Annotated in this window: 21 protein-coding genes; 11 read left to right on the top strand and 10 right to left on the bottom strand. The window is 68.5% G+C overall.

Going from position 1 to position 20,243, the window contains the following annotated elements; genetic code table 11:
* Positions 1–164 precede the first annotated feature (164 nt).
* Together LHU95_RS16975 and LHU95_RS16970 are read left to right on the top strand one after the other, a co-directional pair.
* Positions 165–1,511 (top strand): LLM class flavin-dependent oxidoreductase, encoded by a 1,347-nt coding sequence (locus tag LHU95_RS16975; protein WP_248708142.1) that lies wholly within the window; start codon positions 165–167, stop codon positions 1,509–1,511.
* Positions 1,508–2,467 (top strand): tripartite tricarboxylate transporter substrate binding protein, encoded by a 960-nt coding sequence (locus tag LHU95_RS16970; RefSeq protein WP_248708141.1) that lies wholly within the window; start codon positions 1,508–1,510, stop codon positions 2,465–2,467. The genes LHU95_RS16975 and LHU95_RS16970 overlap by 4 nt, the downstream gene beginning before the upstream one ends.
* 44 nt (positions 2,468–2,511) lie before the next feature.
* Here the strand turns inward: LHU95_RS16970 and LHU95_RS16965 are convergent, their stop codons facing one another.
* From LHU95_RS16965 to LHU95_RS16945, 5 genes are all read right to left on the bottom strand, one after another.
* Positions 2,512–3,072, bottom strand: coding sequence for a phosphonate degradation HD-domain oxygenase (locus LHU95_RS16965; RefSeq protein WP_248708140.1), 561 nt, complete (start codon positions 3,070–3,072; stop codon positions 2,512–2,514).
* 73 nt (positions 3,073–3,145) lie between these two features.
* Positions 3,146–3,745 (bottom strand): glutathione S-transferase N-terminal domain-containing protein, encoded by a 600-nt coding sequence (locus tag LHU95_RS16960; RefSeq protein ID WP_248708139.1) that lies wholly within the window; start codon positions 3,743–3,745, stop codon positions 3,146–3,148.
* Positions 3,746–3,807: 62 nt separating this feature from the next.
* The gene (locus LHU95_RS16955) at positions 3,808–4,779 is read right to left on the bottom strand and encodes a tripartite tricarboxylate transporter substrate binding protein (protein ID WP_248708138.1); all 972 of its coding nucleotides are present in this window, start codon (positions 4,777–4,779) and stop codon (positions 3,808–3,810) included.
* Positions 4,780–4,784: 5 nt separating this feature from the next.
* On the bottom strand, positions 4,785–6,599 hold the full coding sequence (locus LHU95_RS16950) for a CocE/NonD family hydrolase (protein ID WP_248708137.1): 1,815 nt from the start codon (positions 6,597–6,599) through the stop codon (positions 4,785–4,787).
* Between the two features lie 133 nt (positions 6,600–6,732).
* Positions 6,733–7,392: an invasion associated locus B family protein gene (locus LHU95_RS16945; RefSeq protein ID WP_248708136.1), complete on the bottom strand. Its 660-nt coding sequence runs from the start codon at positions 7,390–7,392 to the stop codon at positions 6,733–6,735.
* Positions 7,393–7,552: 160 nt separating this feature from the next.
* Here LHU95_RS16945 and dapD point away from each other — a divergent pair, with 160 nt between their 5' ends.
* The 4 genes from dapD to LHU95_RS16925 all read left to right on the top strand — a co-directional run bounded on the left by dapD (position 7,553) and on the right by LHU95_RS16925 (position 10,356).
* Positions 7,553–8,377: a 2,3,4,5-tetrahydropyridine-2,6-dicarboxylate N-succinyltransferase gene (gene dapD, locus LHU95_RS16940; RefSeq protein WP_248708135.1), complete on the top strand. Its 825-nt coding sequence runs from the start codon at positions 7,553–7,555 to the stop codon at positions 8,375–8,377.
* A gap of 3 nt (positions 8,378–8,380) precedes the next feature.
* Positions 8,381–8,587, top strand: a complete 207-nt coding sequence (locus tag LHU95_RS16935; protein ID WP_248708134.1) for a 4-oxalocrotonate tautomerase family protein — start codon at positions 8,381–8,383, stop codon at positions 8,585–8,587.
* A 69-nt stretch (positions 8,588–8,656) separates the two neighbouring features.
* Positions 8,657–9,790: a succinyl-diaminopimelate desuccinylase gene (gene dapE, locus LHU95_RS16930; protein WP_248708133.1), complete on the top strand. Its 1,134-nt coding sequence runs from the start codon at positions 8,657–8,659 to the stop codon at positions 9,788–9,790.
* On the top strand, positions 9,778–10,356 hold the full coding sequence (locus LHU95_RS16925; protein WP_248708132.1) for a hypothetical protein: 579 nt from the start codon (positions 9,778–9,780) through the stop codon (positions 10,354–10,356). Before dapE ends, LHU95_RS16925 begins: the two co-directional genes overlap by 13 nt.
* Here the strand turns inward: LHU95_RS16925 and truA are convergent, their stop codons facing one another.
* The 3 genes from truA to def all read right to left on the bottom strand — a co-directional run bounded on the left by truA (position 10,357) and on the right by def (position 12,683).
* Entirely contained in the window at positions 10,357–11,118 is a 762-nt protein-coding gene (gene truA, locus LHU95_RS16920) for a tRNA pseudouridine(38-40) synthase TruA (protein ID WP_248708131.1), read from the bottom strand.
* On the bottom strand, positions 11,118–12,041 hold the full coding sequence (gene fmt / locus LHU95_RS16915; RefSeq protein WP_248711576.1) for a methionyl-tRNA formyltransferase: 924 nt from the start codon (positions 12,039–12,041) through the stop codon (positions 11,118–11,120). The genes truA and fmt overlap by 1 nt, the downstream gene beginning before the upstream one ends.
* A gap of 105 nt (positions 12,042–12,146) precedes the next feature.
* Positions 12,147–12,683, bottom strand: coding sequence for a peptide deformylase (def, locus tag LHU95_RS16910; RefSeq protein WP_248708130.1), 537 nt, complete (start codon positions 12,681–12,683; stop codon positions 12,147–12,149).
* A 124-nt stretch (positions 12,684–12,807) separates the two neighbouring features.
* On the opposite strand from def, the gene LHU95_RS16905 reads away from it, so the two are divergent.
* Genes LHU95_RS16905 through LHU95_RS16895 form a run of 3 tightly spaced genes read left to right on the top strand, consistent with a single transcriptional unit; the run spans position 12,808 to position 15,889 of the window.
* Positions 12,808–13,272, top strand: a complete 465-nt coding sequence (locus tag LHU95_RS16905) for an Hsp20 family protein (protein ID WP_248708129.1) — start codon at positions 12,808–12,810, stop codon at positions 13,270–13,272.
* Between the two features lie 52 nt (positions 13,273–13,324).
* On the top strand, positions 13,325–14,890 hold the full coding sequence (locus tag LHU95_RS16900) for an ABC transporter substrate-binding protein (protein WP_349292628.1): 1,566 nt from the start codon (positions 13,325–13,327) through the stop codon (positions 14,888–14,890).
* Between the two features lie 54 nt (positions 14,891–14,944).
* Complete coding sequence (locus tag LHU95_RS16895; protein WP_248708127.1) at positions 14,945–15,889, top strand: hypothetical protein; 945 nt, start codon at positions 14,945–14,947, stop codon at positions 15,887–15,889.
* Between the two features lies 1 nt (position 15,890).
* Here LHU95_RS16895 and LHU95_RS16890 read toward each other — a convergent pair whose 3' ends face one another.
* Together LHU95_RS16890 and gcl are read right to left on the bottom strand one after the other, a co-directional pair.
* Positions 15,891–16,868 (bottom strand): tripartite tricarboxylate transporter substrate binding protein, encoded by a 978-nt coding sequence (locus LHU95_RS16890; RefSeq protein WP_248708126.1) that lies wholly within the window; start codon positions 16,866–16,868, stop codon positions 15,891–15,893.
* A gap of 66 nt (positions 16,869–16,934) precedes the next feature.
* Complete coding sequence (gcl, locus tag LHU95_RS16885) at positions 16,935–18,716, bottom strand: glyoxylate carboligase (RefSeq protein ID WP_248708125.1); 1,782 nt, start codon at positions 18,714–18,716, stop codon at positions 16,935–16,937.
* Between the two features lie 158 nt (positions 18,717–18,874).
* Between gcl and bhcR the strand changes: the two genes are divergently transcribed.
* Together bhcR and LHU95_RS16875 are read left to right on the top strand one after the other, a co-directional pair.
* Complete coding sequence (bhcR, locus tag LHU95_RS16880; protein ID WP_248708124.1) at positions 18,875–19,741, top strand: HTH-type transcriptional regulator BhcR; 867 nt, start codon at positions 18,875–18,877, stop codon at positions 19,739–19,741.
* A 29-nt stretch (positions 19,742–19,770) separates the two neighbouring features.
* Positions 19,771–20,118, top strand: a complete 348-nt coding sequence (locus LHU95_RS16875; RefSeq protein WP_248708123.1) for a hypothetical protein — start codon at positions 19,771–19,773, stop codon at positions 20,116–20,118.
* Positions 20,119–20,243 lie beyond the last annotated feature (125 nt).

Here is a 20,243-nt window from a genome sequence, read left to right as displayed (position 1 = left end):
CGCGGAGCGTCGGCCAGCGTTGACGCGGAGCGTCGGCCAGCGTTGACGCGGAGCGTCGGCCAGCGTTGACGCGGAGCGTCGGCCAGCATTGACGCGGCCCGGCCCAAGCCACCCTTGCGCGCGGCAAGCCTCCGGCGCGAAGCTGCGCGCAAAGGAGTGCGCGCATGCCCATGATCCTCGCCGCCAATGCCAATGCCCAGGGCTCCCATGTCGGCGAATGGCGCCACCCCACCGCCTGGGACAAGCCCGCCAGCAACCTGGAGAATGCCGTGCGCCTCGCGCGCATCGCCGAGGGCGGGAAGTTCGACCTGCTCTTCCTCGCCGACGGCAATGGCGTCCGGAACCTCGACAAGCCGGACCTGTTCGCCGCCACCAGCCCGTCTGACCGGCCGGGTGTGTTCGAGCCGGTGACGCTGCTTTCGGCGCTGGCGATGGTGACCGAGCATATCGGCCTCGTCGCCACCACCACCACCACCTATGACGAGCCGTTTTCGGTCGCGCGCCGCTTTGCCTCGCTGGATCATATCAGCAAGGGGCGGGCGGGCTGGAACCTCGTCACCACCTCCAACCCTGGCGATGCGCTGAACTTCTCCCATGAGGAACACGTCCCGCGCGATGATCGCTACGAGCGCGCCGCCGAGTTCGCGGGCATCGTGAAGGGGCTCTGGGATTCCTGGGCGGATGATGCCTTCCCGCAGGACAAGTCCAGCGGCCGCTACCTCGACCCGAGCAAGGTGCATGCGCTGAACCATCGCGGAAAGCATTTCCAGGTGGCCGGGCCGCTGAATGCGCCGCGCCCGCCGCAGGGCCATCCGGTGATCTTCTCGGCCGGGCAGTCGGAGACGGGCCGCGAACTTTCCGCCGCCACGGCCGATTGCGTCTTCGCCATCGAGGGCACGATCGAGCGCGCGCAGAAACTCTATGCCGACCTCAAGGGCCGGCTGCCGAAACATGGCCGGACCCCGGAGAGCCTGAAGATCCTGAGCGGTGTGACCATCATCGCCGCCGAAACCGCCGAGGAGGCGGATCATCTGGCGCAGGAACTGGATGACCTGGTGCCGCCCGCTGTGGGGCTCGACTACCTGTCGAAGATGGTCGGCGTGAAGATGTCCGCCTATCCGCTGGATGGCCCTTTCCCGGCGCTGGATTTCGAGCACATCGGCCCGACGGGCATCGGCAAGGCGATCGTGGCGAAAGCCCTGGAGCAGAAGATGACGGTGCGCGAAACCTATCGCAGCATCCTGCCGCAAATGGCCGGCAATTTCTTCAAGGGCAGCGCCATGCAGGTGGCCGACCTGATGGAGCGCTGGTACCTGGAGAAAGCCTGCGACGGCTTCATGATCGCGGCCCCGGTGGTGCCGACGGGGCTTGAGCGCTTCATTCGCCTGGTGGTGCCGGAATTGCAGCGCCGTGGCCTGTTCCGGACCGCGTATGAGGGCCGGACCCTGCGCGATAATCTCGGCCTCGCGCGGCCGGAGAACCGCTTCTTCATGCAGAGGGCCGCCGAATGAACCTCTCTCGCCGCGCCACCCTCGCCGCACTGGCCGCGCCCTCGCTCGCGCGGGCGCAGGGCTGGCCTGCGCGCCCGCTGCGCGTCGTTGTCCCTTTCGCGCCGGGCGGCGCCACCGACCTCATCGCCCGCCTCATCGCCGAGAACCTGGCCCGCCCGCTGGGCCAGCAGGTGGCGGTCGAGAATCGTGCCGGCGCCTTTGGCATATTGGGCGCGGATGCCGTGGCGAAGGCCGCCCCCGATGGCTACACGCTGCTCGCCGGCAGTCCGGGGCCGATGGCGGTGAATCCCTTCGTCTACAAGACCCTGCCCTATGATCCGGCGCGCGACCTGGTCGGTGTCTCCATGGTCGCGCTGATCCCCTATGTGATGGTGGTGCCGGCCTCGCTGGGCGTCACGACGGTCGCGGAGTTTCTGGCGCTGGCACGCGCGCGGCCGGGTTCCATCAACTTCGCCACATCGGGCATGGCTTCGCGCCTCACGGTCGAGATGTTCCGGGCGCTCGCCGGCAATGTCGAGATGGAGATGGTGCAGTATCGCGGCGGTGCCCCGGCCCGCACCGATCTGCTGGCGGGGCGCATCCAGCTCGTCATCGAGCAGGCGCCGTCCTTCCTGGAGGATTTCCGGGCAGGCACGCTGCGGCCGCTGGCGGTGGGTGGCACGCGGCGGTTTTCGCTGCTGCCGGATGTGCCAACGCTGCAGGAGGCCGGGATTGCCGGCTACGAGGCCAATGCCTGGCTGGGCTATGCGGCCCCGGCCGGCACGCCGATGGACATCCGCCGCCGCCTTGCCAGCGAGATCGACCAGATCATCCGCATCCCCGAGGTGCGCGAGCGCTTGCTGAGCTGGGGCGCCGAGCCCGTCGGCGGCACCCCCGAGGACATGGACCGCATGCTGACTGCGGAACGCGCCCGTTGGTCCGAGGTCGTCCGCATGGCCGGGATAGAGCGAGAATAATCGGGGTCTGGGGCCTTTCGGCCCCAGCCGCCGGAGGCCCTTTTCTACTGTGGCCGGATCACCCGCTCCACATATCGCAGGAAATGCGCAGCCGGCGGCGTCTCCAGCCCCTTCACCTTCGCCTGCTCGTCGAAGCGCCGCAGTTGTACCGCATCGGCGTATTCCGGCACCGCTTCGAAGGCCGCGACTTCCTCGGGTGACATCGGTCCGCCTTGCAGGCTCAGGCTGAGGACGGAATCGCGGGAGAGCTTGGCGAAGTAATCCGGCTCCACCGCGCAGAGATACCGCTTGGCCGCCACATGCAGCCGCACCGGCTCTGTCACCGCGGGGCCGAACATGCCGGCGAGGAATTCATGGCCCAGCCGCTCATGCTCATCATCCACGCCGTCCTCGGCCGGGTTTTCGCCGAGGTTATGCACCATGTGGCCGATGTCATGCAGCAGGGCGGCGGCGATCAGCGCCTCCGAACATCCGGCCCGCTCGGCCAGCCAGGCGGCTTGCAGCGCGTGCTGCCGCTGGTTGATGTCGGAGAGGCCGTATTGGCCATCGGCCTTCAGTTCGATCAGCTCGGCGATCTGGGTGAGGCGTGGGTCGGTGGCGGACATGGCGGCGGTCTCCGTGGGCGCCGCGCATGTTAGGCGCGACGGGGGCCAGGCCAAAACCCCCGTCGCGCAATTGTCATCCAGCGGGCGGCATGGTCCGCGCCATCGGCGGCAGCGCCACCACCTTGGCATACCAGGCTTCCAGCTTCGGGTGCCCGGGGCGCCAGGGCTCATGCGCATAGCGGAAATCGAGATAGCCCAGCGCGCAGGCGATGGTGATCTCGCCGATGGTGGTGAGCATGCCGAGTGTGTCGGCCTCGGCTTCCAGCGAGTCCAGCGCGCGGGTCACCTTGAGCTGCTGGCCCTGGATATAGGTGATGCGTCCCTCATCCTGCGGCAGGGCCACTTCGCGGCGGCGCGGCTGCGTCGCGTCCATGATGCCATCGCCCAGCGCCTGCTGGCGCAGCGCATTCCAGCGCGCGGGGCCAGGTGCCGGGAACAGGCCGGGCGCTGTGCCGACGCTGTCGAGATATTCGCAGACCACCGGGCTGTCATAGAGCGACTGCCCCTCGGGCGTGACGAGGGAGGGCACCTTCGAGAGCGGGTTCACCGGCACCAGCGAGGGGTCCACCGTGGGCACCGTCCAGAGCTCGATCTGGGCATCAATGCCGCGGGCGATGGCGCAGGCCATGCATTTGCGGACATAGGGGCTGGCAGGCGAATAGGCGAGTTTCATGGGATGTTTCCGTTTCCTACGCGTCACAGTGTCAGCGCGACGGCGCGGTTCGGCAAGGGCCGCTATTCCGGCCGCAAGCCCCGCGCGCGGATGAATTCACCCCAGACGCGGCTATCCTCCTGCATGCGCGCCAGCAGCTCGGCGGGTGAGCCGGGGATGGGCACCAGCACCACATCGGCCAGCCGCCGCTGCACATTCTCATCGGCCAGGGCCGCGCGCACGGCGGCATTCACCTGGACCACGACCGGCTCGGGCACGCCGGCCGGCCCCAGCAGCCCGAACCAGCCCGGCATGAGCGGTGCTGTGATGCCCGCCTCCGCCTGGGTGACGAGGTCCGGCAGGAAGGGCAGCCGCCTGGGCGCGACCAGCGCAAGCGGCGAAACCGCCCCCGCCCGCACCTGGCCGAGTGCCACGGCCAGCACGATGATCATGAAATCCGTCTCGCCGGAGATCACGCTGGTCAGCGCCTGGCCGGCCCCGGCATAGGGCACATGGGTGAAGCGCACATTCGCGCGATCCGCGATCATTTCCACCGAGAGATGCGTCGAATTGCCGATGCCGGCGCTGGAATAGGTCAGTCGCCCCGGCTCGGCCCGCGCGCGCTCCAGCAATTGCGCGACATTGGTGATGCCCGAGCGCTTGCTGGCAATCAGGATGAAGGGCGCATCCGTGACGGGCGCCACATAGGTGAAATCCCGCACCGGATCATAGGGCAGATTCGGATAGAGATGCGGGTTGAAGGAGAGCTGCGAGACGCCGGAGAGCAGCATCGCCGTGCCATCCGGCGCCTGTTGCTTCAGCAGGTTGATGGCCACCATCCCATTCGCGCCGGGCCGGTTTTCGATCACCACGGGCTGGCCCAGCGCGCGGCCCATGGGCTCGGCGATGATCCGCGCCACCGCGTCATTCGCCGAGCCGGGCGGCTGCGGCAGGATCATGCGCAAGGGGCGTGCCGGGAATTGCGCGAAGGCTGTGCTGGCCAGCGGCAAGGTGAGCAGGGTTTGGGTCAGCAGGGCGCGGCGGGTGGGGCGCATGCGGGTCACTCCTCGAAGGGTTTCAACGGCAGATCGAGGGCGCATTGGCCCAGATGCAGGCTCAGCACCGGCGGGCGGCCATGCGGGATCTGCTTGATGTGATGCGCATCCGTCCCCGCCAGCGAGAAGCGCAGCACGGAGCCCTTCCGGAACACCCAGGAGGTGGGCAGCAGGGGAATTCGCATGCGCTCCGCGACACCCGGCGTGAGCGGCTTCGCGTCGGCGCGGTGGAAGCTCCGGAAGGGCCAGGTGGATTGGTATTCGGGCGGGTTGGGCGCCTCCTGCCGGTGCAGGGCGCGCAACAGCCCCTCGGTCACGTAGCGCGCCGTGCCATCCGGCTCGATCTCGGAAATGTAGCAGAGGATGGAGGCATCCGCCTCGCTGGAGGCGATCATCAGCTCGGCGATCACATGGCCGCTGAGCACCATATCCTGCTCGAAGGGGGCCGTGTCATAGCCGGGCAGGGCGGCCTGCCGCTCCGTCCAGTCCGTGTGGTAGTCGAGCGCATTGATGGCGGCGATGCGCTCATAGCGCGTGCCATCGCCCGAACCCCAGGCGAAGTCGCTCGGGTGGTGGGCCACGCTGTTGCTGCCGGGCGCCGTGCCGAGTGCGCCGGGGGCGAAATGCAGCCGCGCGGTGTCCGGCACCGGCGGCCAGCTCGCGGCGGCGTTCCAGCTCTCGCCATGCATGGAAAAGTAATGGATCGGCGCTTCGTCGCGCAGGCCGGTGTCATGGCCCATCAGATATTCGTCGAAGAAGCGCAGCATCTCGCCCAGCAGCGCGAATTCCGGCTCGATCCGCGACCGCCAGGGCGAGACATTGCAGCGCGCCCCGTGGTCCCACGGGCCCAGCAGCAGATGCGTGGGGTTGCCCTGCATCGTCAGGTAGCGCGCGATGGCCGAATTGGCGTAGCCCACCCCATCCAGCCAGCCCGAGACGGCGTAGATCGCGACATCCTTCGGGATGGACGCGCTGACCGCATAGGGGCTGATCTGCGCCGAGGAGAAGCCCGGATCATAGGGCAGCGCCTCCTCGCGAAAGGCGAGGTCGGTGATGAAATCGGGCATGCGGAAATTGCCGAGATGCTCCGCCACGGCCGCGCGCACCAGGCTGCCATCGGTGTCGTCATCCACGGGGGCGGGGCCGGCCAGGTCCGGGTTGGAAAAGTAACTCACCTTGGACAGCAGGTCCCGCCGGTCATGGTCCATCGCGACCATGAGTTCGTCATAGACCTGGGCCAGGCGGTTCAGGAAAACCCCGCCCGGGTAATAGTGATCGGCCCAGGTGTCCCAGACGGCAAACAGCGGGATGATGGCGCGCACGGCCGGGTGCCCGGTGCTGGCCAGGAAATCGGAGGCGGCACCGGGATAGGAAATGCCCGTGGCGCCGATCCGTCCGTCGGACCAGGGCTGCGCCACGATCCAGTCGCTGATCTGGCGCGCATCCTCGCGTTCACGCGGGGAGCGGAAACTGTCGCGCGTGCCGAAGCTGGCCCCGGTGCCGCGAATATCCACGACCACCAGCGCATAGCCGCGCGGCACGAAGGCATCGCGGAATTTCGCCGCATTGGGGCAGGCCTCGCCCTCGCTGCCGGGGCGCATGGCGAAGCGGCGGTAATAGGGGGTGTGGATCAGGATGGCGGGCACGGCGCTCCGCGCGCCCTCCGGCAGCCAGACATCCACGGCAAGGCGGCAGCCATCCTGCATGGTGACGTGGCATGAAACGGGCTCCGCCGGCAGCGCATATTCCACGGGGCGTGACGCGAGGTAGCGCGTGGGCGGCACGCGCCAGGCGGCGCTGTTCAGATCGGCATCGGCCATGCGCGGAAATCCCTCAAGCAAGGGCGCAAGCTTGGCATGGCGTCGCCCTGCGGCAAACCGGCTTCAGGCTCTGTGTCGAGGCGATGGGCGGGGTGGTGAAGCCGGTGTGGATCGGCTGCCCCTGGTGCTGCAATCAGCCGCCAATTTCCCGCGCCAGCCCGTCCAGCGCCTGGCCAAAACCGCGGAAGCTGAAGAGGATCTGGATCTCGCGCCCCGCGCTGTCGCGGAAATCCAGCCGGCCCTGCGCCTCGGCCCGCGCGCGCATGCGGGCCAGCACGGGCGCCGGGATGGCTTCCAGCTCGCCAAAGCAGCCACCGCGTGACGCGCTGCACAGGCGGAAGGGGAGGATGAGCGCCTCGGCCGGCGGGGCGCCAGGGTCGATCAGCAGCCGGGCGGGTTGGTCCACACGCAGCTCCAGCGGCAGCTGCACCAGCATGCGGTGCGGATCGGCCCGCCCGGGGCGCCCGATGACCAGCTGCGCGATGGGCTGGCCGCGCTGGTCATTCATGGCGATCGCCAGCTCGCAGACGCGCGCCACGGGCTGGCCGGCGGGGCGCTGGGTTTCGCAGCGCACCAGCCAATCGCCGAAATTGGCCTGGGTGCGGTCCGGGAGTTCGGCGGAGGGTGTCGGCGCTGGTGCGGCTGCGGGTGCCGGTGGGGAAGGTGCTGCGGGCGCGGGCGCTGCGGGCGCAGGCGCTGCAGGCTGGGCGCGGGCCGGTTGCGCCTCGGCCGAGGGAGCGAAGCCCGCGGCCATCAGCGGCAGGATCAGGGCGAGCCAGAGGGGCTTTGGCATGGCGCTTGGGGTCCGAATGGTTGCGGCTGCGTGCTTATCAGGGGCGGCTTTTCACCGGAAGCCATTTGACCCGCGCCGCACCAGCCGACACCCCCGCCAGATTGACACCCCGGCCCCTCGCTGCGAAGCCTGCGCCCGACATCCAAGGAGCCCGCATCCCATGAGCCTGCAAGCCCGCATCGAAGCCCTCTGGGAGAAGCGCGACACGCTCTCCTCCGCCACTCAAGGTGAGGCCCGGGAGGATGTGCAGGCCGCGCTGGAGATGCTGGATCGTGGCGAGGCGCGCGTGGCCGAAAAGGGTGCCGCGGGCTGGCAGGTCAATCAATGGCTGAAGCAGGCCGTGCTGCTCTCCTTCCGGCTGACCGATTCGGCGCCGATGGACACCGCCGCCGGCGCCTATGACAAGGTCGCGCTCAAATGGGCCGGCTGGGGTCCGAACCGATGGAAGGAAGCCGGCTTCCGCGCCGTGCCGGGCGCCGTGGCCCGCCATTCCGCCTATATCGCCCCCAATGTGGTGCTGATGCCGAGCTTCGTGAATCTCGGGGCCCATGTCGGCGCCAATACCATGGTGGATACCTGGGCCACCGTCGGCTCCTGCGCGCAGATCGGCAAGAATGTGCATCTCTCGGGCGGTGTGGGCATTGGTGGCGTGCTGGAGCCCCTGCAGGCCAATCCGGTGGTCATCGAGGATGATTGCTTCATCGGCGCGCGCTCCGAGGTGGTGGAGGGCGTGATCGTCGAGCAGGGCTCGGTGTTGGCCATGGGCGTGTTCCTCTCGGCCACCACCAAGATCGTGGACCGCGCGACGGGCGAGATCTTCATCGGCCGCGTGCCATCCTATTCCGTGGTGGTGCCGGGCAATCTGCCGGGCAAGCCGCTGCCCGATGGTTCGCCGGGGCCGTCGCTTTATTGCGCGGTGATCGTGAAGCGCGTGGATGCGCAGACGCGCGCCAAGACCAGCATCAATGATCTGCTGCGTGACTGAAGCGTGCCCTATGTGAACCTCCAGATCACGGCGGGCGCCACCCGGGCGCAAAAGGCCGAGATCGTGCGCGACTTCACGGCGACGCTGGCGCGTGTGCTCGGCAAGAAGCCCGAGCACACGCATGTCGTGATCCAGGAGATCGCCGAGGAGGATTGGGGCTTCGCGGGTCAGTTGACCGATGATTGGCGGCGGGCCGAGCGTGGCGAATAACACGGCCGACCCCATCCCCCTTGCGCAGGCGCTGATGCGCTGCCGCCCTGCCGCGGAGCGGCCTCAGCCATGACCGCTGCGGCTGATCCGATCCCCCTTGCGCAGGCGCTGATCCGCTGCCGCAGCGTGACGCCGGCCGATGATGGCGCGCTGGATGTGATGGAGGCCGCACTCCGTCCGCTCGGCTTCACCTGCACGCGGCTGCGTTTCAACGAGGTGGACAACCTCTTTGCCCGACGCGGCACCGGCGCGCCGCATTTCTGCTACGCCGGCCACACCGATGTGGTCCCGCCCGGCGATGAGGCCGCCTGGGCCGACAACCCCTTCGCCGCCGTGATCCGCGATGGCGTGCTCTATGGCCGCGGCGCCTGCGACATGAAGGGCGGCATCGCCGCCTTCGTGGCCGGCCTGACCGACTACCTGGCCGCCCATCCGGATCACCCTGGATCGCTCTCGCTGCTCATCACCGGTGATGAGGAGGGGCCTTCCGTGGATGGCACGCGCCGCGTGCTGGAATGGATGGCCGCGCACGGCCACACGCCGGATATCTGCGTGGTGGGCGAGCCGACGTCGAAGGCAGCGCTGGGCGATACCATCAAGATCGGCCGGCGCGGCAGCATGAATGCCTGGATCACCATCCAGGGCCGCCAGGGCCACAGCGCCTATCCGCAACTGGCCGATAACCCGGTGCATCGCCTGATCCGCGTGCTGGATGCGCTGACCGCGACACCGCTCGATGCGGGCAGCACCTGGTTCGAAGCCTCGACGCTGCAGGTCACCGGCATCCAGGTGGATAATTCCGCGACCAACGTGATCCCGGCGCAAGCCAGCGCCTTCCTGAACATCCGCTTCAACGAGCTGCACACCTCGGAAGCCCTTACCGCGCATCTGCGCGACGTGCTGGCCGAACACGCGCCGGATCACAGCCTGCGCGTCCAGGTCTCGGGCGAGAGCTTCCTTACCCAGCCCGGTCCCTTCGTCGAGGCGCTGAGCCGCGCGGTGCAGCGCAGCACGGGGCTGACGCCCAAGCTCGATACGGGTGGCGGAACCTCGGATGCGCGGTTCATCACCCGCCATTGCCCGGTGGCCGAACTCGGCGCCGTGGGGGCCAGCCTGCACCAGCGCGATGAATCGGCGCCGGTCGAGGAATTGCGTGCATTGGCCGGGCTCTACCGTGCCGTCATCGAGGAGTGCCTCCGCTGAATCCGCCGAGCATCACCAACGGGCTGGCCTCGGCCTGGCTCTTTGCGCGCGGCAAGGCCGCCGGGCTTCTGCTCATTCCGCCGGGCATGGCTTCCGCGCGGCATTCCTTCCTGGCGGCGGCGATCTGCCTGCCGCTCTTTGTCGTGCTGCGGCTCATCGCCTGGTGGGCGCAGGGTGCGCCCCCCGCCGGCGTGCTGATCGCCCTGACGGGCGAGGTGATCGGCTATTCGCTGGGCTGGGTCGCCTTTGCCCTCGCCTCGCGCATCCTGGCCGAGCAGGCCAAGCGCGGCGAGCAATGGCCGCAATTCATCGCCGCCTGGAACTGGTCCAATGTCGTGCAATATCTGCTGCTGGTGGTGTTGCTGATCCCGACGGCCCTGGGGCTGCCCGCCTGGCTCGGCAATGCGATGGGTCTCGCGGCGGTGGGCTATGCCATGTGGCTCGAATGGTTCGTCACCCGCACGGCGCTGGGTGTGCAGAGTGCCACGGCGGTGATGTTCGTCGTGCTGGACCTGGCACTCGGCCTGTTCATCGGTGGGGTGACGGGCCGCATTTCCGGCAATTGATCACAGCCAGGCGATCGGCTCGGGATAATCCACCCGCAGCAGGCTGAGCCCCTGCGGCGGCGCGGTCTGCCCCGCCGCCCGGCGATCCTTTCCATCCAGCACGGTCCTTGGCCATTCCACCGGGCGCCGCCCGAGCCCCACCTCATACAGGGTGCCGGCGAGGTTGCGGACCTGGTGGTGCAGGAAGCTGCGGGCGCTGACGAAGATGTGGATCTCCTCCGCCACACGCAGCACATCCAGCCGCTCCATCGTGCGCACCGCCGATTCCGCCTGGCAGGAGGTGGCGCGGTAGGCGGAGAAGTCATGCCGCCCCAGCAGCAGCTGCGCCGCCGCATGCATGGCTGCCGCATCTAGCGGCAGCGGCACATGCCAGACGCGCCCCTCTTCCAGCGCGGGCCGCGCCGGGCGGTTGAGGATCCGGAAGCGATAATGCCGCTGGATCGCCGAGAAGCGCGGTGACCAGCCCGGGGCAGCGAAGGCCGCGCCACGGATGGCGATGCGGTAGGGCCGGGTGTGGAAATCCATGGCGGCCCGGAGCTTCGCTGGCGAGAGATCCGCGCTGACACTGAGCTGCACCACCTGCCCCTCGGCATGCACGCCCGAATCCGTCCGGCCCGAGGCGGTGGCGGTGGGCAGCACGCCGGCATTGAGACGGGCCGCTGCCGCCTCGATCACCTGCTGCACCGAAAGCCCGTTGGATTGCCGCTGCCAGCCGACGAATTCGGTGCCGTCATACTCCACCAGCAGCGCATAACTGGGCATCAGGCCAGGATCAGCCCGGGCGCCAGCGGGTAGCCACGCAGCAGCGCTTCCGCCTCCATCGCGGCCCGGCCCGGGCGTTGCAGCCGCAACAGGCGCAGCGCGCCCTCGCCGCAGGCAATGACGAGGCCAGCACCCGGCAGGACCGTTCCTGGCGGCATGGCGCCTGGCGCGCCCATGTCCTCGGCGGGTTCCGCCGCCAGCACGCGCAGCATGTCCCCGGCATGCGGGAAATAGGCACCAGGCCAGGGGTTCATGGCCCGCACCCGCGCATCCAGCGCGGCGGCCGGCTGCGCCCAGTCGAGCAACCCATCCGCCTTGGTCAGCTTGGGCGCATAGGTGACGCCGGCTTCGGGCTGCGGGGTTTCGGGGGGGGACTCCGCCAGCGCGCGCAGGATCAGTCGGGCGCCCATGGCGGCCAGCGCATCATGCAGGGCCGCGGTGGTGCTCTGCCGTGTCAGCCCGACGGATTCCGCGAGCAGCATGGGCCCGGTATCCAGCCCCTCCTCCATGCGCATGATGGTGACGCCGCTTTGCGCATCGCCATGCAGGATGGCGGCATGGATCGGCGCGGCACCCCGCCAGCGCGGCAGCAGCGAGGCATGGATGTTCAGGCAGCCACGGCGCGGCGCCGCCAGCATGGCCGGCGGCAGGATCAGCCCATAGGCCGCGACCACCGCCACATCGAGGTCGAGGGCCGCGAAATCGGCATGGGCCTGGGCGTCGCGCTTCACCCGTGCGGGCGTGCGCACCTCGAGCCCCAGCGCCAGGGCGGCGCGGTGCACGGGGCAGGGGGTTTCCTGCTGGCCACGCCCCGCGGGCTTGGGCGGCTGGGTATAGACGGCGCGGATGTCATGCCCGGCCGCGTGCAGCGCCCTCAGTGCGGGGACCGCGAAATCCGGGCTGCCCATGAAGGCGATGCGCAGGGGCTGGCGGTCGCCACTCACGCGCTGCGACCCGGCGCCGCGCGCATGCGATCCACGCGCTGGTCCTCGCCGCGGCGTGGCTGCGGTGCGGCGCGGTCGCCGTGGTCAACCACCATCAGCGTCGCGCGCCTTGAGCTTCAGCTCCTTGGCCAGTTTGCGCAGCATCATGTTGCGCTTCAAGGCCGAAAGATGATCCACGAAGAGCACGCCGTTCAGATGGTCGATCTCATGCTGCAGGCACACGCCGAGCAGGCCATCCGCCTCCATCTCCCGGCGCATGCCGTCCAGCTCGCGCCAGCGCAGCTTGATGCGCTGCGGGCGTTCCACATCGGCGTAGAGCCCGGGGAGCGAGAGACAGCCCTCCTCGCGCAGGGCGCGCTCGCGGCTTTCGGCGATGATCTCGGGGTTGATCAGCACCATGGGTTCCGGCGTGTCCTTGCCGCCGCAATCCAGCACGATGAGCCGCAGATCCGAGCCGATCTGCGGCGCCGCGAGGCCAATGCCGGGGGCGGCATACATCGTCGCCAGCATGCGCGGCGCGAGTGCGCGCACCGCCGCGTCATCGCCCTCGGCCACGGGGCGGGCCTTCAGGCGCAGCCTCGGGTCGGGCACCAGCAGGATCGGGAGTTTTTCGTCGGTCATGATGAGGTGTGAGGTAGCGCCTGGCCCCCACCCTTGCAACGGCGCGGCGCGCGGGCCAAGTCTTGCGGGTCCGGTGCCGCCGCCATGGGGTTTCGGTCTGTCCTCGCTCCCGGCAGGAGGCTGCATGTCACGATCCTCGGTGTTTGGTTCGCCGCTGTTTCTCGGCTTTGACCACCTCGAACAAATGCTCGACCGCGTGCAGAAGAACGCCGAAGGTTACCCGCCCTACAATATCGAGCAGACCGGCGAGGCGCGGCTGCGCATCACCCTCGCCGTCGCGGGCTTCTCCATGGAGGACCTGGCGATCACGCAGGAGGATAACCAGCTCGTCATCCGCGGCCGCCAGCGCGACGAGGCGGATGGGCGGATCTTCATTCATCGCGGCATCGCCGCCCGGCAATTCCAGCGCGCCTTCGTTCTGGCCGAGGGGATCGAGGTCGAGGGCGCCTTCCTGGATAATGGCCTGCTGCACATCGACCTTCAGCGCCCGATGCCGGAGGTGAAGGTCCGCTCCATCCCGATCGGCCGTCAGGGTGCCGGCCCGACGCGCCCCGTGGTCCAGCAGCGCATGCGGCGCGACGAAGAGTAGTCGCCCGCCAAGGCCCCATGTTAGCCTCCCAGGAAAGATCAGGGAGATGAACATGGACAAGCGGGCAGTTCTGGGCATGGCGCTGGCGGTGGCGTTCAGCCTTCCGGCGGGCTCTCAGACGCTGGGGGTCGGCTCGGGCGCGCCGGTCACCACCATTGACCCGCATTTCCACAATGTCGGCCCGAACAATGCGCTGACCATGCATATTTTCGACCGGCTGATCGAGCGCGATGGCCGGGCGCGTCCGCATCCCTCGCTGGCCACTGCCTGGCGGCCCGTCTCGGACACGATCTGGGAAATGGAGCTGCGCCAGGGCGTCACCTGGCATGATGGCCGGCCCTTCACCGCCGATGACGTGGTCTTCACCTTCGGCCGGGTGCCGAATGTCCCCAATTCGCCCGGTGGGTTTGGCGGCTTCCTCCGCGCGATCCAGCGCGTCGAGGTGGTAAACCCGCATCTGATCCGGCTGCACACCCACGCGCCGCACCCGCTCATGCCGCTCGATCTCGCCTCGGTCTCCATCATCGCGCGGCATGCGGCGGAGGGGGCCGCGACTGAGGATTTCAACAGCGGCCGCGCGGCGATCGGCACCGGCCCCTATCGCTTCGTCGCCTTTCGCACCGGGGACCGGGTGGAGATGACGCGCAATGACGCCTATTTCGGCGGTGCCGAGCCCTGGGCCCGCGTCAGCTACCGCATGCTGCTGAACGATGCCTCCCGCACCGCGGCCCTGCTGGCGGGCGATGTGGATGTGATCGAGCAGATCCCGACCAGTGACCTCGCAAGGCTGCGCCGGGACCCGCGCGTGACGGTGACGGAAATCCCGAGCCTGCGCACCGTCTACCTGGCGCCGGATTACTCGCGCGATACGGCACCGCCCGGCGTCACCGACAATGCCGGCCAGCCGCTGGCCGCCAATCCCTTCAAGGATCCGCGGGTGCGCCGCGCGCTCAGCCTCGCCATCAATCGTGATGCGCTGGTGGAGCGCGTGATGGAGGGGGCCGCGCAATCCACCGCGCAATGGCTGCCCCCGGGAGCCTTTGGCTACAACCCGAACATCCGGCCGGACGCTTTCGACGCGGAGGCCGCCCGCCGCCTGCTGGCCGAGGCGGGCTTCCCGGACGGCTTCCGCCTGACGCTCTCCACCCCGAATGACCGCTGGCCCAATGATGCGCGCCTGGCGCAGGGGGTCGCACAGATGTGGACGCGCATCGGCGTGCGCACCCAGGTGGAGGCGTTGCCCTGGGCGGGCTTCGTGCCGCGCCGCGCGCGCGTCGAATTCGGCATGCAGCTCGGCGCCTGGGGAAGCTCGACGGGCGAGGCGTCGAATTTCCTGGTGAACATCATCTCCACCAATGACCGGCAGCGGCTGACCGGCGCCAACAACAATGCGCGCTATTCCAACCCCTTCTTCGACCGCTTCACCGCGCAGGCCTCCGCCACCATGGATGAGGAGCGGCGCGAGGCGATGTGGCAGGAGGCGGTGACGATGTTCGCCGAGGAACGCCCGGTGATCCAGCTCGTGCAATATCTGAACACCTGGGCGGTGCGGCGCGGCCTGCGGCATGATCCGCGCATGGATGAGCGGACCATCGCGATGGGTGTGCGGCCGCAATAGGGATTCGCGGGAAAGGCGCCTAGCGTCCGCTGACCTGCTTCCGGAGGGTCATCCATGCGCCGTTTCCTCGCCGCTCTGCTCGTGCTTCTCGCCAGTCAGCTTCCGGCCAGGGCCGATGGCGGTGCCGTCAGCACCCGGGTGATCCAGGTGCCCGACGGCGCGGCACCCGCGATCGAGACCAGCCTGTGGTATCCGGCGGAAAGTGCCTCGCCGGGCGCGGCACTGCGCGGCCGGGCCTTGCCGCTTGTGGTCTTCTCGCATGGCAGCGGGGCCTTCTCGCAGAGCCATGCCGATACGGCCATGGCGCTGGCTGGGGCGGGGTTCATCGTGGCCGCGCCGACCCATCCGGGCGATAATTTCCGCGACCGCTCCGGCGCCACGGATCTTGCGGCGCGCACCCGGCAATTCGTGGCCGTCATCGGCCATGTGGCGGAAAGCTGGAGCCCCGGCGCGGTGGATTCCGGCCGCATCGCCGCCTTTGGCTACTCTGCCGGCGCCTTCACCGTGCTGGTGGCGGCGGGCGGCATGCCGGACCGAACGCTGATCGCCGCGCATTGCGCTGCCCACCCCGAGGTCTTCGAATGCCGGCTGATCGCCAATGGCGCCCCCACCGCGATTGCAACAGCCCCTGCCGCCCTGGTCCGCAGTCCCTTGCCGTTGCGCGCCCTGGTCGTGGCGGCTCCCGCCCTGGGCTACACCTTCGGCCCCGGTACGCTGGCCGCGCTCAGCATGCCCGTGCAGCTCTGGCAGGCGGCCGAGGATGCGGTCCTTCCAGCACCGTTCTATGCCGAGCCGGTGCGTGCCGCCCTGCCGCGCCCGCCGGAATTTCATCTGGTGGCGGGTGCCGGGCATTACGACTTCCAGGCTCCCTGCACCGAGATCCTGGCCCGCGCCGTACCGGCCATCTGCACCAGCCGCCCGGGCTTTGACCGCGCGGCTTTTCACACGCAGTTCAACGCCGAGATCGTGCGGTTCCTGACAGCGGCCTTGCGCCCCTGACCTATCCGGCGGTGATGTTGGCCTGGCGGACCACTTCACCCCAGCGGGCCAACTCGCTCGCGACATAGGCGCCCGCCTGGGGCATGCCCATGCGCATCCCGGGAAGCAGGCCGAGCGGGGTAAGGCTCGCCGTAAAGCTGGGCTCGGCCGCGGTGGCGATGGCCGCCTCGCTCAGCCGCGCCGCGATGGCGGGGGGCAGGCCGGCGGGCGCGCAAAGCCCGAACCAGACGGTGGCGACCAGATCGAGCCCGCTGTCGCGGAAGGTCGGCAATTCCGGCCGGCTTGGCAGGCGTTGCTCGGCGGCCATCGCGATCACGCGGATGCGGTCATTCGCGGCCATCTCGCCAAAGCCCGCGAAGGTGGCGTCCAGCCGTCCGGCGATGGTCTCCAGCACCGCCGCCGGCGCTCCGCCGCGGAAGGGCACATGCACGTAGTTCAGGCCGCGCGTCTGGCGCAGCAATTCCATGCCGATATGCGGCAGCGAGGCCTGGCCCGGCGTCCCGATGCTGGCACCCCCCGGCTTGGCGCGGCTGGCGGCAAGGAACTCCTCCAGTGTCTGGATCGGCCCCGCCGCGCTGACGCCGAGTGCGAGGGGGAAGCCCGCCAGGATCGCCAGATGGGTGAAATCATGCAGCGGGTCATAGGGCGTCGCCGGGTTCAGCAAGGGTGAGGTGACATGCGGCAGGGCATTGCTGATGCCCAGCGTGTGGCCATCCGGGGCCGCCTTCGCCACGGCTTCGCTGGCGATGATCCCGCCCGCGCCGGTGCGGTTCTCCACCACGGCAGGCTGCCCGAAGCTTTGGGTGAAATGCGCTGCCAGGCGCCGGGCGATCACATCCGGCGAGCCGCCCGCCGCGAAAGGCACGATGATGCGGATGGGGCGGTTCGGCCAGGGCGATTGGGCCAATGCGGGTGTGGCCAGCGCGGGTATTATCAGCGCGGGCGTGCCCAGCACCGAGAGGAGGAGGCGGCGCTTCATCACGGGCTCCAGGTGTTGCGGCACCCGGAGCCTAGGCGTGTCATCACAGGTGACGCAAGGCAGAGGCTACTTGGCGGGCGCCAATTCCCTCTCCGCCGGCGTCACATCGAGGGCACCACCGAACTCGTTGATCGCGTCAATCTCGGTGCCCATCGGGATATTGGTCACCTTCTCCAGGATGAACTCGATCACCACCGGCACCTGGTGCTTTTCCATCAACGCCTTGGCATCGGCGAAGGCCTGCTTGAACTCATTCGGGCTCTTCACGCGGATCGCCTTGCAGCCCAGGCCCTCGGCGACGGCCACATGGTCCACGCCATAGCCGGAGAGCGCCTCGTCATGCTCCATATTGATGTTTTCGAAAGAAAGAGAGACCTCGAAATCCATCTCGAAGCCGCGCTGCGCCTGGCGGATCAAGCCCAGATAGGAGTTGTTCACCACCACATGCAGATAGGGCAGCTTGTGCTGGGCGCCGACCGCCAGCTCCTCGATCAGGAACTGGAAGTCGTAATCGCCGGAGAGTGCGACGATCTGCTTGTCGGGGTCGGCCGCGCGCACGCCGAGAGCCGCCGGCAGCGTCCAGCCCAGCGGGCCGGCCTGGCCGCAATTGATCCAGTTGCGGGGGTTGTAGACGCGCAGGTGCTGCGCACCCGCGATCTGGCTGATCCCGATGGTGGTGACGTAGCAGGTGTCCCGTCCGAAGGCCTCGTTCATCTCCTGATAGACGCGCTGCGGCTTGAGCGGCACCTGGTCGTAATGCGTCTCGCGCAGCATGGATTGCTTGCGCGCCAGGCACTCGGCCGCCCAGGCTGATCGGTCGCGCAGCTTGCCCGCCGTCTTCCACTCGATCGCCACCTTCACAAACAGGTCGAGGGCGGCAAGCGCATCGGAGACGATGCCGTAATCGGGCGCGAAGACGCGGCCGATCTGCGTGCCCTCGATGTCCACATGCACGAACTTCCGGCCGGCCGTGAACTTCTCGATGCTGCCGGTCTGGCGGTTCGCCCAGCGATTGCCGATGCCCAGCACGAAATCGGCGGCGAGCATATTGGCATTGCCGTAGCGGTGGCTGGTCTGCAGCCCGCACATCCCGGCCATCAGGTCATGGTCGTCAGGGATGGTGCCCCAGCCCATCAGTGTGGGGATTACGGGGATGCCGGTGATCTCAGCGAATTCCACCAGCTCGGCGCTGGCATCGGCATTGATGATGCCGCCGCCGGCGACGATGAGCGGGCGCTCCGCCTCGTTCAGCATGGTCAGCGCCTTCTCGATCTGGGCGCGGCTGGCGGCGGGCTTGTAGACGGGCAGCGAGGTGTAGGTCTCGATATCGAACTCGATCTCGGCCACCTGCACGTCCACGGGAAGGTCAATCAGCACGGGGCCGGGGCGGCCGCTGCGCATCAGGTGGAAGGCCTTCTGGAAGGCCATGGGCACCAGGTAGGGCTCCATCACCGTCACGGCCCACTTGGTCACTGGGGCGGCGATGGAGGCGATGTCCACCGCCTGGAAATCCTCCTTCTGCAGCTTGGCGCGGGGCGCTTGGCCGGTGACGCAGAGGATGGGGATGCTGTCGGCCTGGGCGGAATAGAGGCCGGTGATCATGTCGGTGCCGGCGGGGCCGGAGGTGCCGATGCACAGGCCGATATTGCCGGCCTTGGCGCGGGTATAGCCCTCGGCCATATGCGAGGCGCCCTCGACATGGCGCGCCAGGATGTGGCGCATTTTGCCGTGCTTCTTCATCGCATTGTAGAAAGGATTGATCGCGGCCCCGGGGACGCCGAAGGCGCAATCCACGCCTTCCTTTTCCAGCACGAGAACCGCTGCATCCACTGCGCGCATCTTGGCCATGAGGTCTTCTCCCGCGAGTTCGTTTCGATGCCCGTAGATGACAGATGGCGTTTTTTGGTGCAATTTTTTCAAAATAGTTTTTTGCATTGCAAAAAAATCACCGCAAACATCTGATTTTAAGGTGCTTTGAGTTTTCCAGCGCGCTTGGAGTTTTCCGAATGGCAAAAAATATTTCCGAGCCGCCCGGCGAAAAGCGCTCCCGCGGCCGGCCCCGCGGCAGCGCCACCACCACCAATGAGGTGGGCTCCGTCCAGTCGCTCGATCGTGCCATCGCGCTGATGAAGCTGGTGGCCGGGGGGGCAGGGCTTTCGCTGACCGAGATCTCGCAGCAATCGGGCCTCGCCGCCTCCACCGCCTATCGCATGCTCACCACGCTGCAATCGCACGGCATGCTGGAGTTCAACGAGGCGGATCAGCTCTGGTTCATCGGGATCGAGACCTTCCGCATGGGTGCCGCCTTCCTGCGCCGCCGCAAGCTGGCCGAGCAGGGCCGCGCCATCATCCAGGGGCTGATGCTGGAATCGGGCGAGACGGCCAACCTCGCTGTCGCGGATGAGGATTGCGTGGTGTTTGTCAGCCAAGTGGAAACGCATGAGGCGATCCGCGCCTTCTTCCGCCCCGGCACCCGCAGCCCCTTGCATGCCTCGGGCATTGGCAAGGCCATCCTCGCCTTCACGGCGCCGCGCCAGCGCGATGCCATGCTCAAGCGCCTGGTGCTGGAGGTCTTCACGGAAAAGACGCATGCGACACGCGCCAGCCTTGCGGCGGATCTGCTGGGCATTCGCGCGCGCGGCTTCTCGGTGGATGACGAGGAGCGCAACCTCGGCATGCGCTGCGTGGCCGCCCCGGTCTTCAATGAATTCGGCGAGCCGGTGGGGGGTGTCTCCATCTCCGGCCCCACCGTGCGGATGACCGATGCGAAGATCGCCGCGATGGGCCCGCGCGTGCATGACGCGGCGCGGACGCTGACGCTGGCCATGGGCGGAAATTTCCCGGACGCATCCAGGGGCAGCTCCGCCGCGTAACGCCTCCGTGAACCCCACGGAGACACGCCATGCGCCGCATTGCCCTGTTGCTTGCCCTGACCGCGACCCCCGCCCTGGCCCAGCCCAACTATGAAAGCTGGGAGCGCCTCGTGCCGCGCTTCGAGAGCACCGGCGGCGCTGGCGTCATGATCGGCGAATATGATCCGATCGTGCTGGATGATCGCTGTGTCACGCCCTTCACGGCGACGCTGCCGGATGGGCAGGTGTTCCGCAATATCGCGCTGTTCCACGCGGTGCCGGTGCAGGGCGGTATCCTGTGCACGCGGGCGCGCTGGTCGGCCATGGACCGCAGTGCCGAGGGCACTTCGCCCTTTGAGGTGTTCATCAAGGATGGAGTTTCGCGCCGCGCGCCGTGAACTGGCGGCCAGCCGGGCGTTTGGAGGAAAATGGCACCGGGGGCAGGGCCGCCCGGCGCCTGTATGGAGGCGTTTCACCGGAAGAGAAGACGGTGAAGCGCGCCCAGGCTCCTGTTGTCATGTGT

This window comes from Sediminicoccus sp. KRV36 (genome assembly GCF_023243115.1).
GTDB lineage: Bacteria > Pseudomonadota > Alphaproteobacteria > Acetobacterales > Acetobacteraceae > Roseococcus.
This window is presented reverse-complemented; position numbering and strand designations above follow the sequence as displayed.

Coding starts and splice junctions, on each gene's coding strand:
- LHU95_RS16945 (WP_248708136.1), bottom strand. CDS start 7,392: ATGCCAAAGCCCCTCTGGCTCGCCCTGATCCTGCCGCTGATGGCCGCG.
- def (WP_248708130.1), bottom strand. CDS start 12,683: ATGACCGACGAAAAACTCCCGATCCTGCTGGTGCCCGACCCGAGGCTG.
- LHU95_RS16905 (WP_248708129.1), top strand. CDS start 12,808: ATGTCACGATCCTCGGTGTTTGGTTCGCCGCTGTTTCTCGGCTTTGAC.
- LHU95_RS16970 (WP_248708141.1), top strand. CDS start 1,508: ATGAACCTCTCTCGCCGCGCCACCCTCGCCGCACTGGCCGCGCCCTCG.
- LHU95_RS16890 (WP_248708126.1), bottom strand. CDS start 16,868: ATGAAGCGCCGCCTCCTCCTCTCGGTGCTGGGCACGCCCGCGCTGATA.
- LHU95_RS16960 (WP_248708139.1), bottom strand. CDS start 3,745: ATGAAACTCGCCTATTCGCCTGCCAGCCCCTATGTCCGCAAATGCATG.
- dapD (WP_248708135.1), top strand. CDS start 7,553: ATGAGCCTGCAAGCCCGCATCGAAGCCCTCTGGGAGAAGCGCGACACG.
- dapE (WP_248708133.1), top strand. CDS start 8,657: ATGACCGCTGCGGCTGATCCGATCCCCCTTGCGCAGGCGCTGATCCGC.
- gcl (WP_248708125.1), bottom strand. CDS start 18,716: ATGGCCAAGATGCGCGCAGTGGATGCAGCGGTTCTCGTGCTGGAAAAG.
- truA (WP_248708131.1), bottom strand. CDS start 11,118: ATGCCCAGTTATGCGCTGCTGGTGGAGTATGACGGCACCGAATTCGTC.
- bhcR (WP_248708124.1), top strand. CDS start 18,875: ATGGCAAAAAATATTTCCGAGCCGCCCGGCGAAAAGCGCTCCCGCGGC.
- LHU95_RS16875 (WP_248708123.1), top strand. CDS start 19,771: ATGCGCCGCATTGCCCTGTTGCTTGCCCTGACCGCGACCCCCGCCCTG.
- LHU95_RS16895 (WP_248708127.1), top strand. CDS start 14,945: ATGCGCCGTTTCCTCGCCGCTCTGCTCGTGCTTCTCGCCAGTCAGCTT.
- LHU95_RS16955 (WP_248708138.1), bottom strand. CDS start 4,779: ATGCGCCCCACCCGCCGCGCCCTGCTGACCCAAACCCTGCTCACCTTG.
- LHU95_RS16965 (WP_248708140.1), bottom strand. CDS start 3,072: ATGTCCGCCACCGACCCACGCCTCACCCAGATCGCCGAGCTGATCGAA.
- LHU95_RS16900 (WP_349292628.1), top strand. CDS start 13,325: ATGGACAAGCGGGCAGTTCTGGGCATGGCGCTGGCGGTGGCGTTCAGC.
- LHU95_RS16950 (WP_248708137.1), bottom strand. CDS start 6,599: ATGGCCGATGCCGATCTGAACAGCGCCGCCTGGCGCGTGCCGCCCACG.
- LHU95_RS16975 (WP_248708142.1), top strand. CDS start 165: ATGCCCATGATCCTCGCCGCCAATGCCAATGCCCAGGGCTCCCATGTC.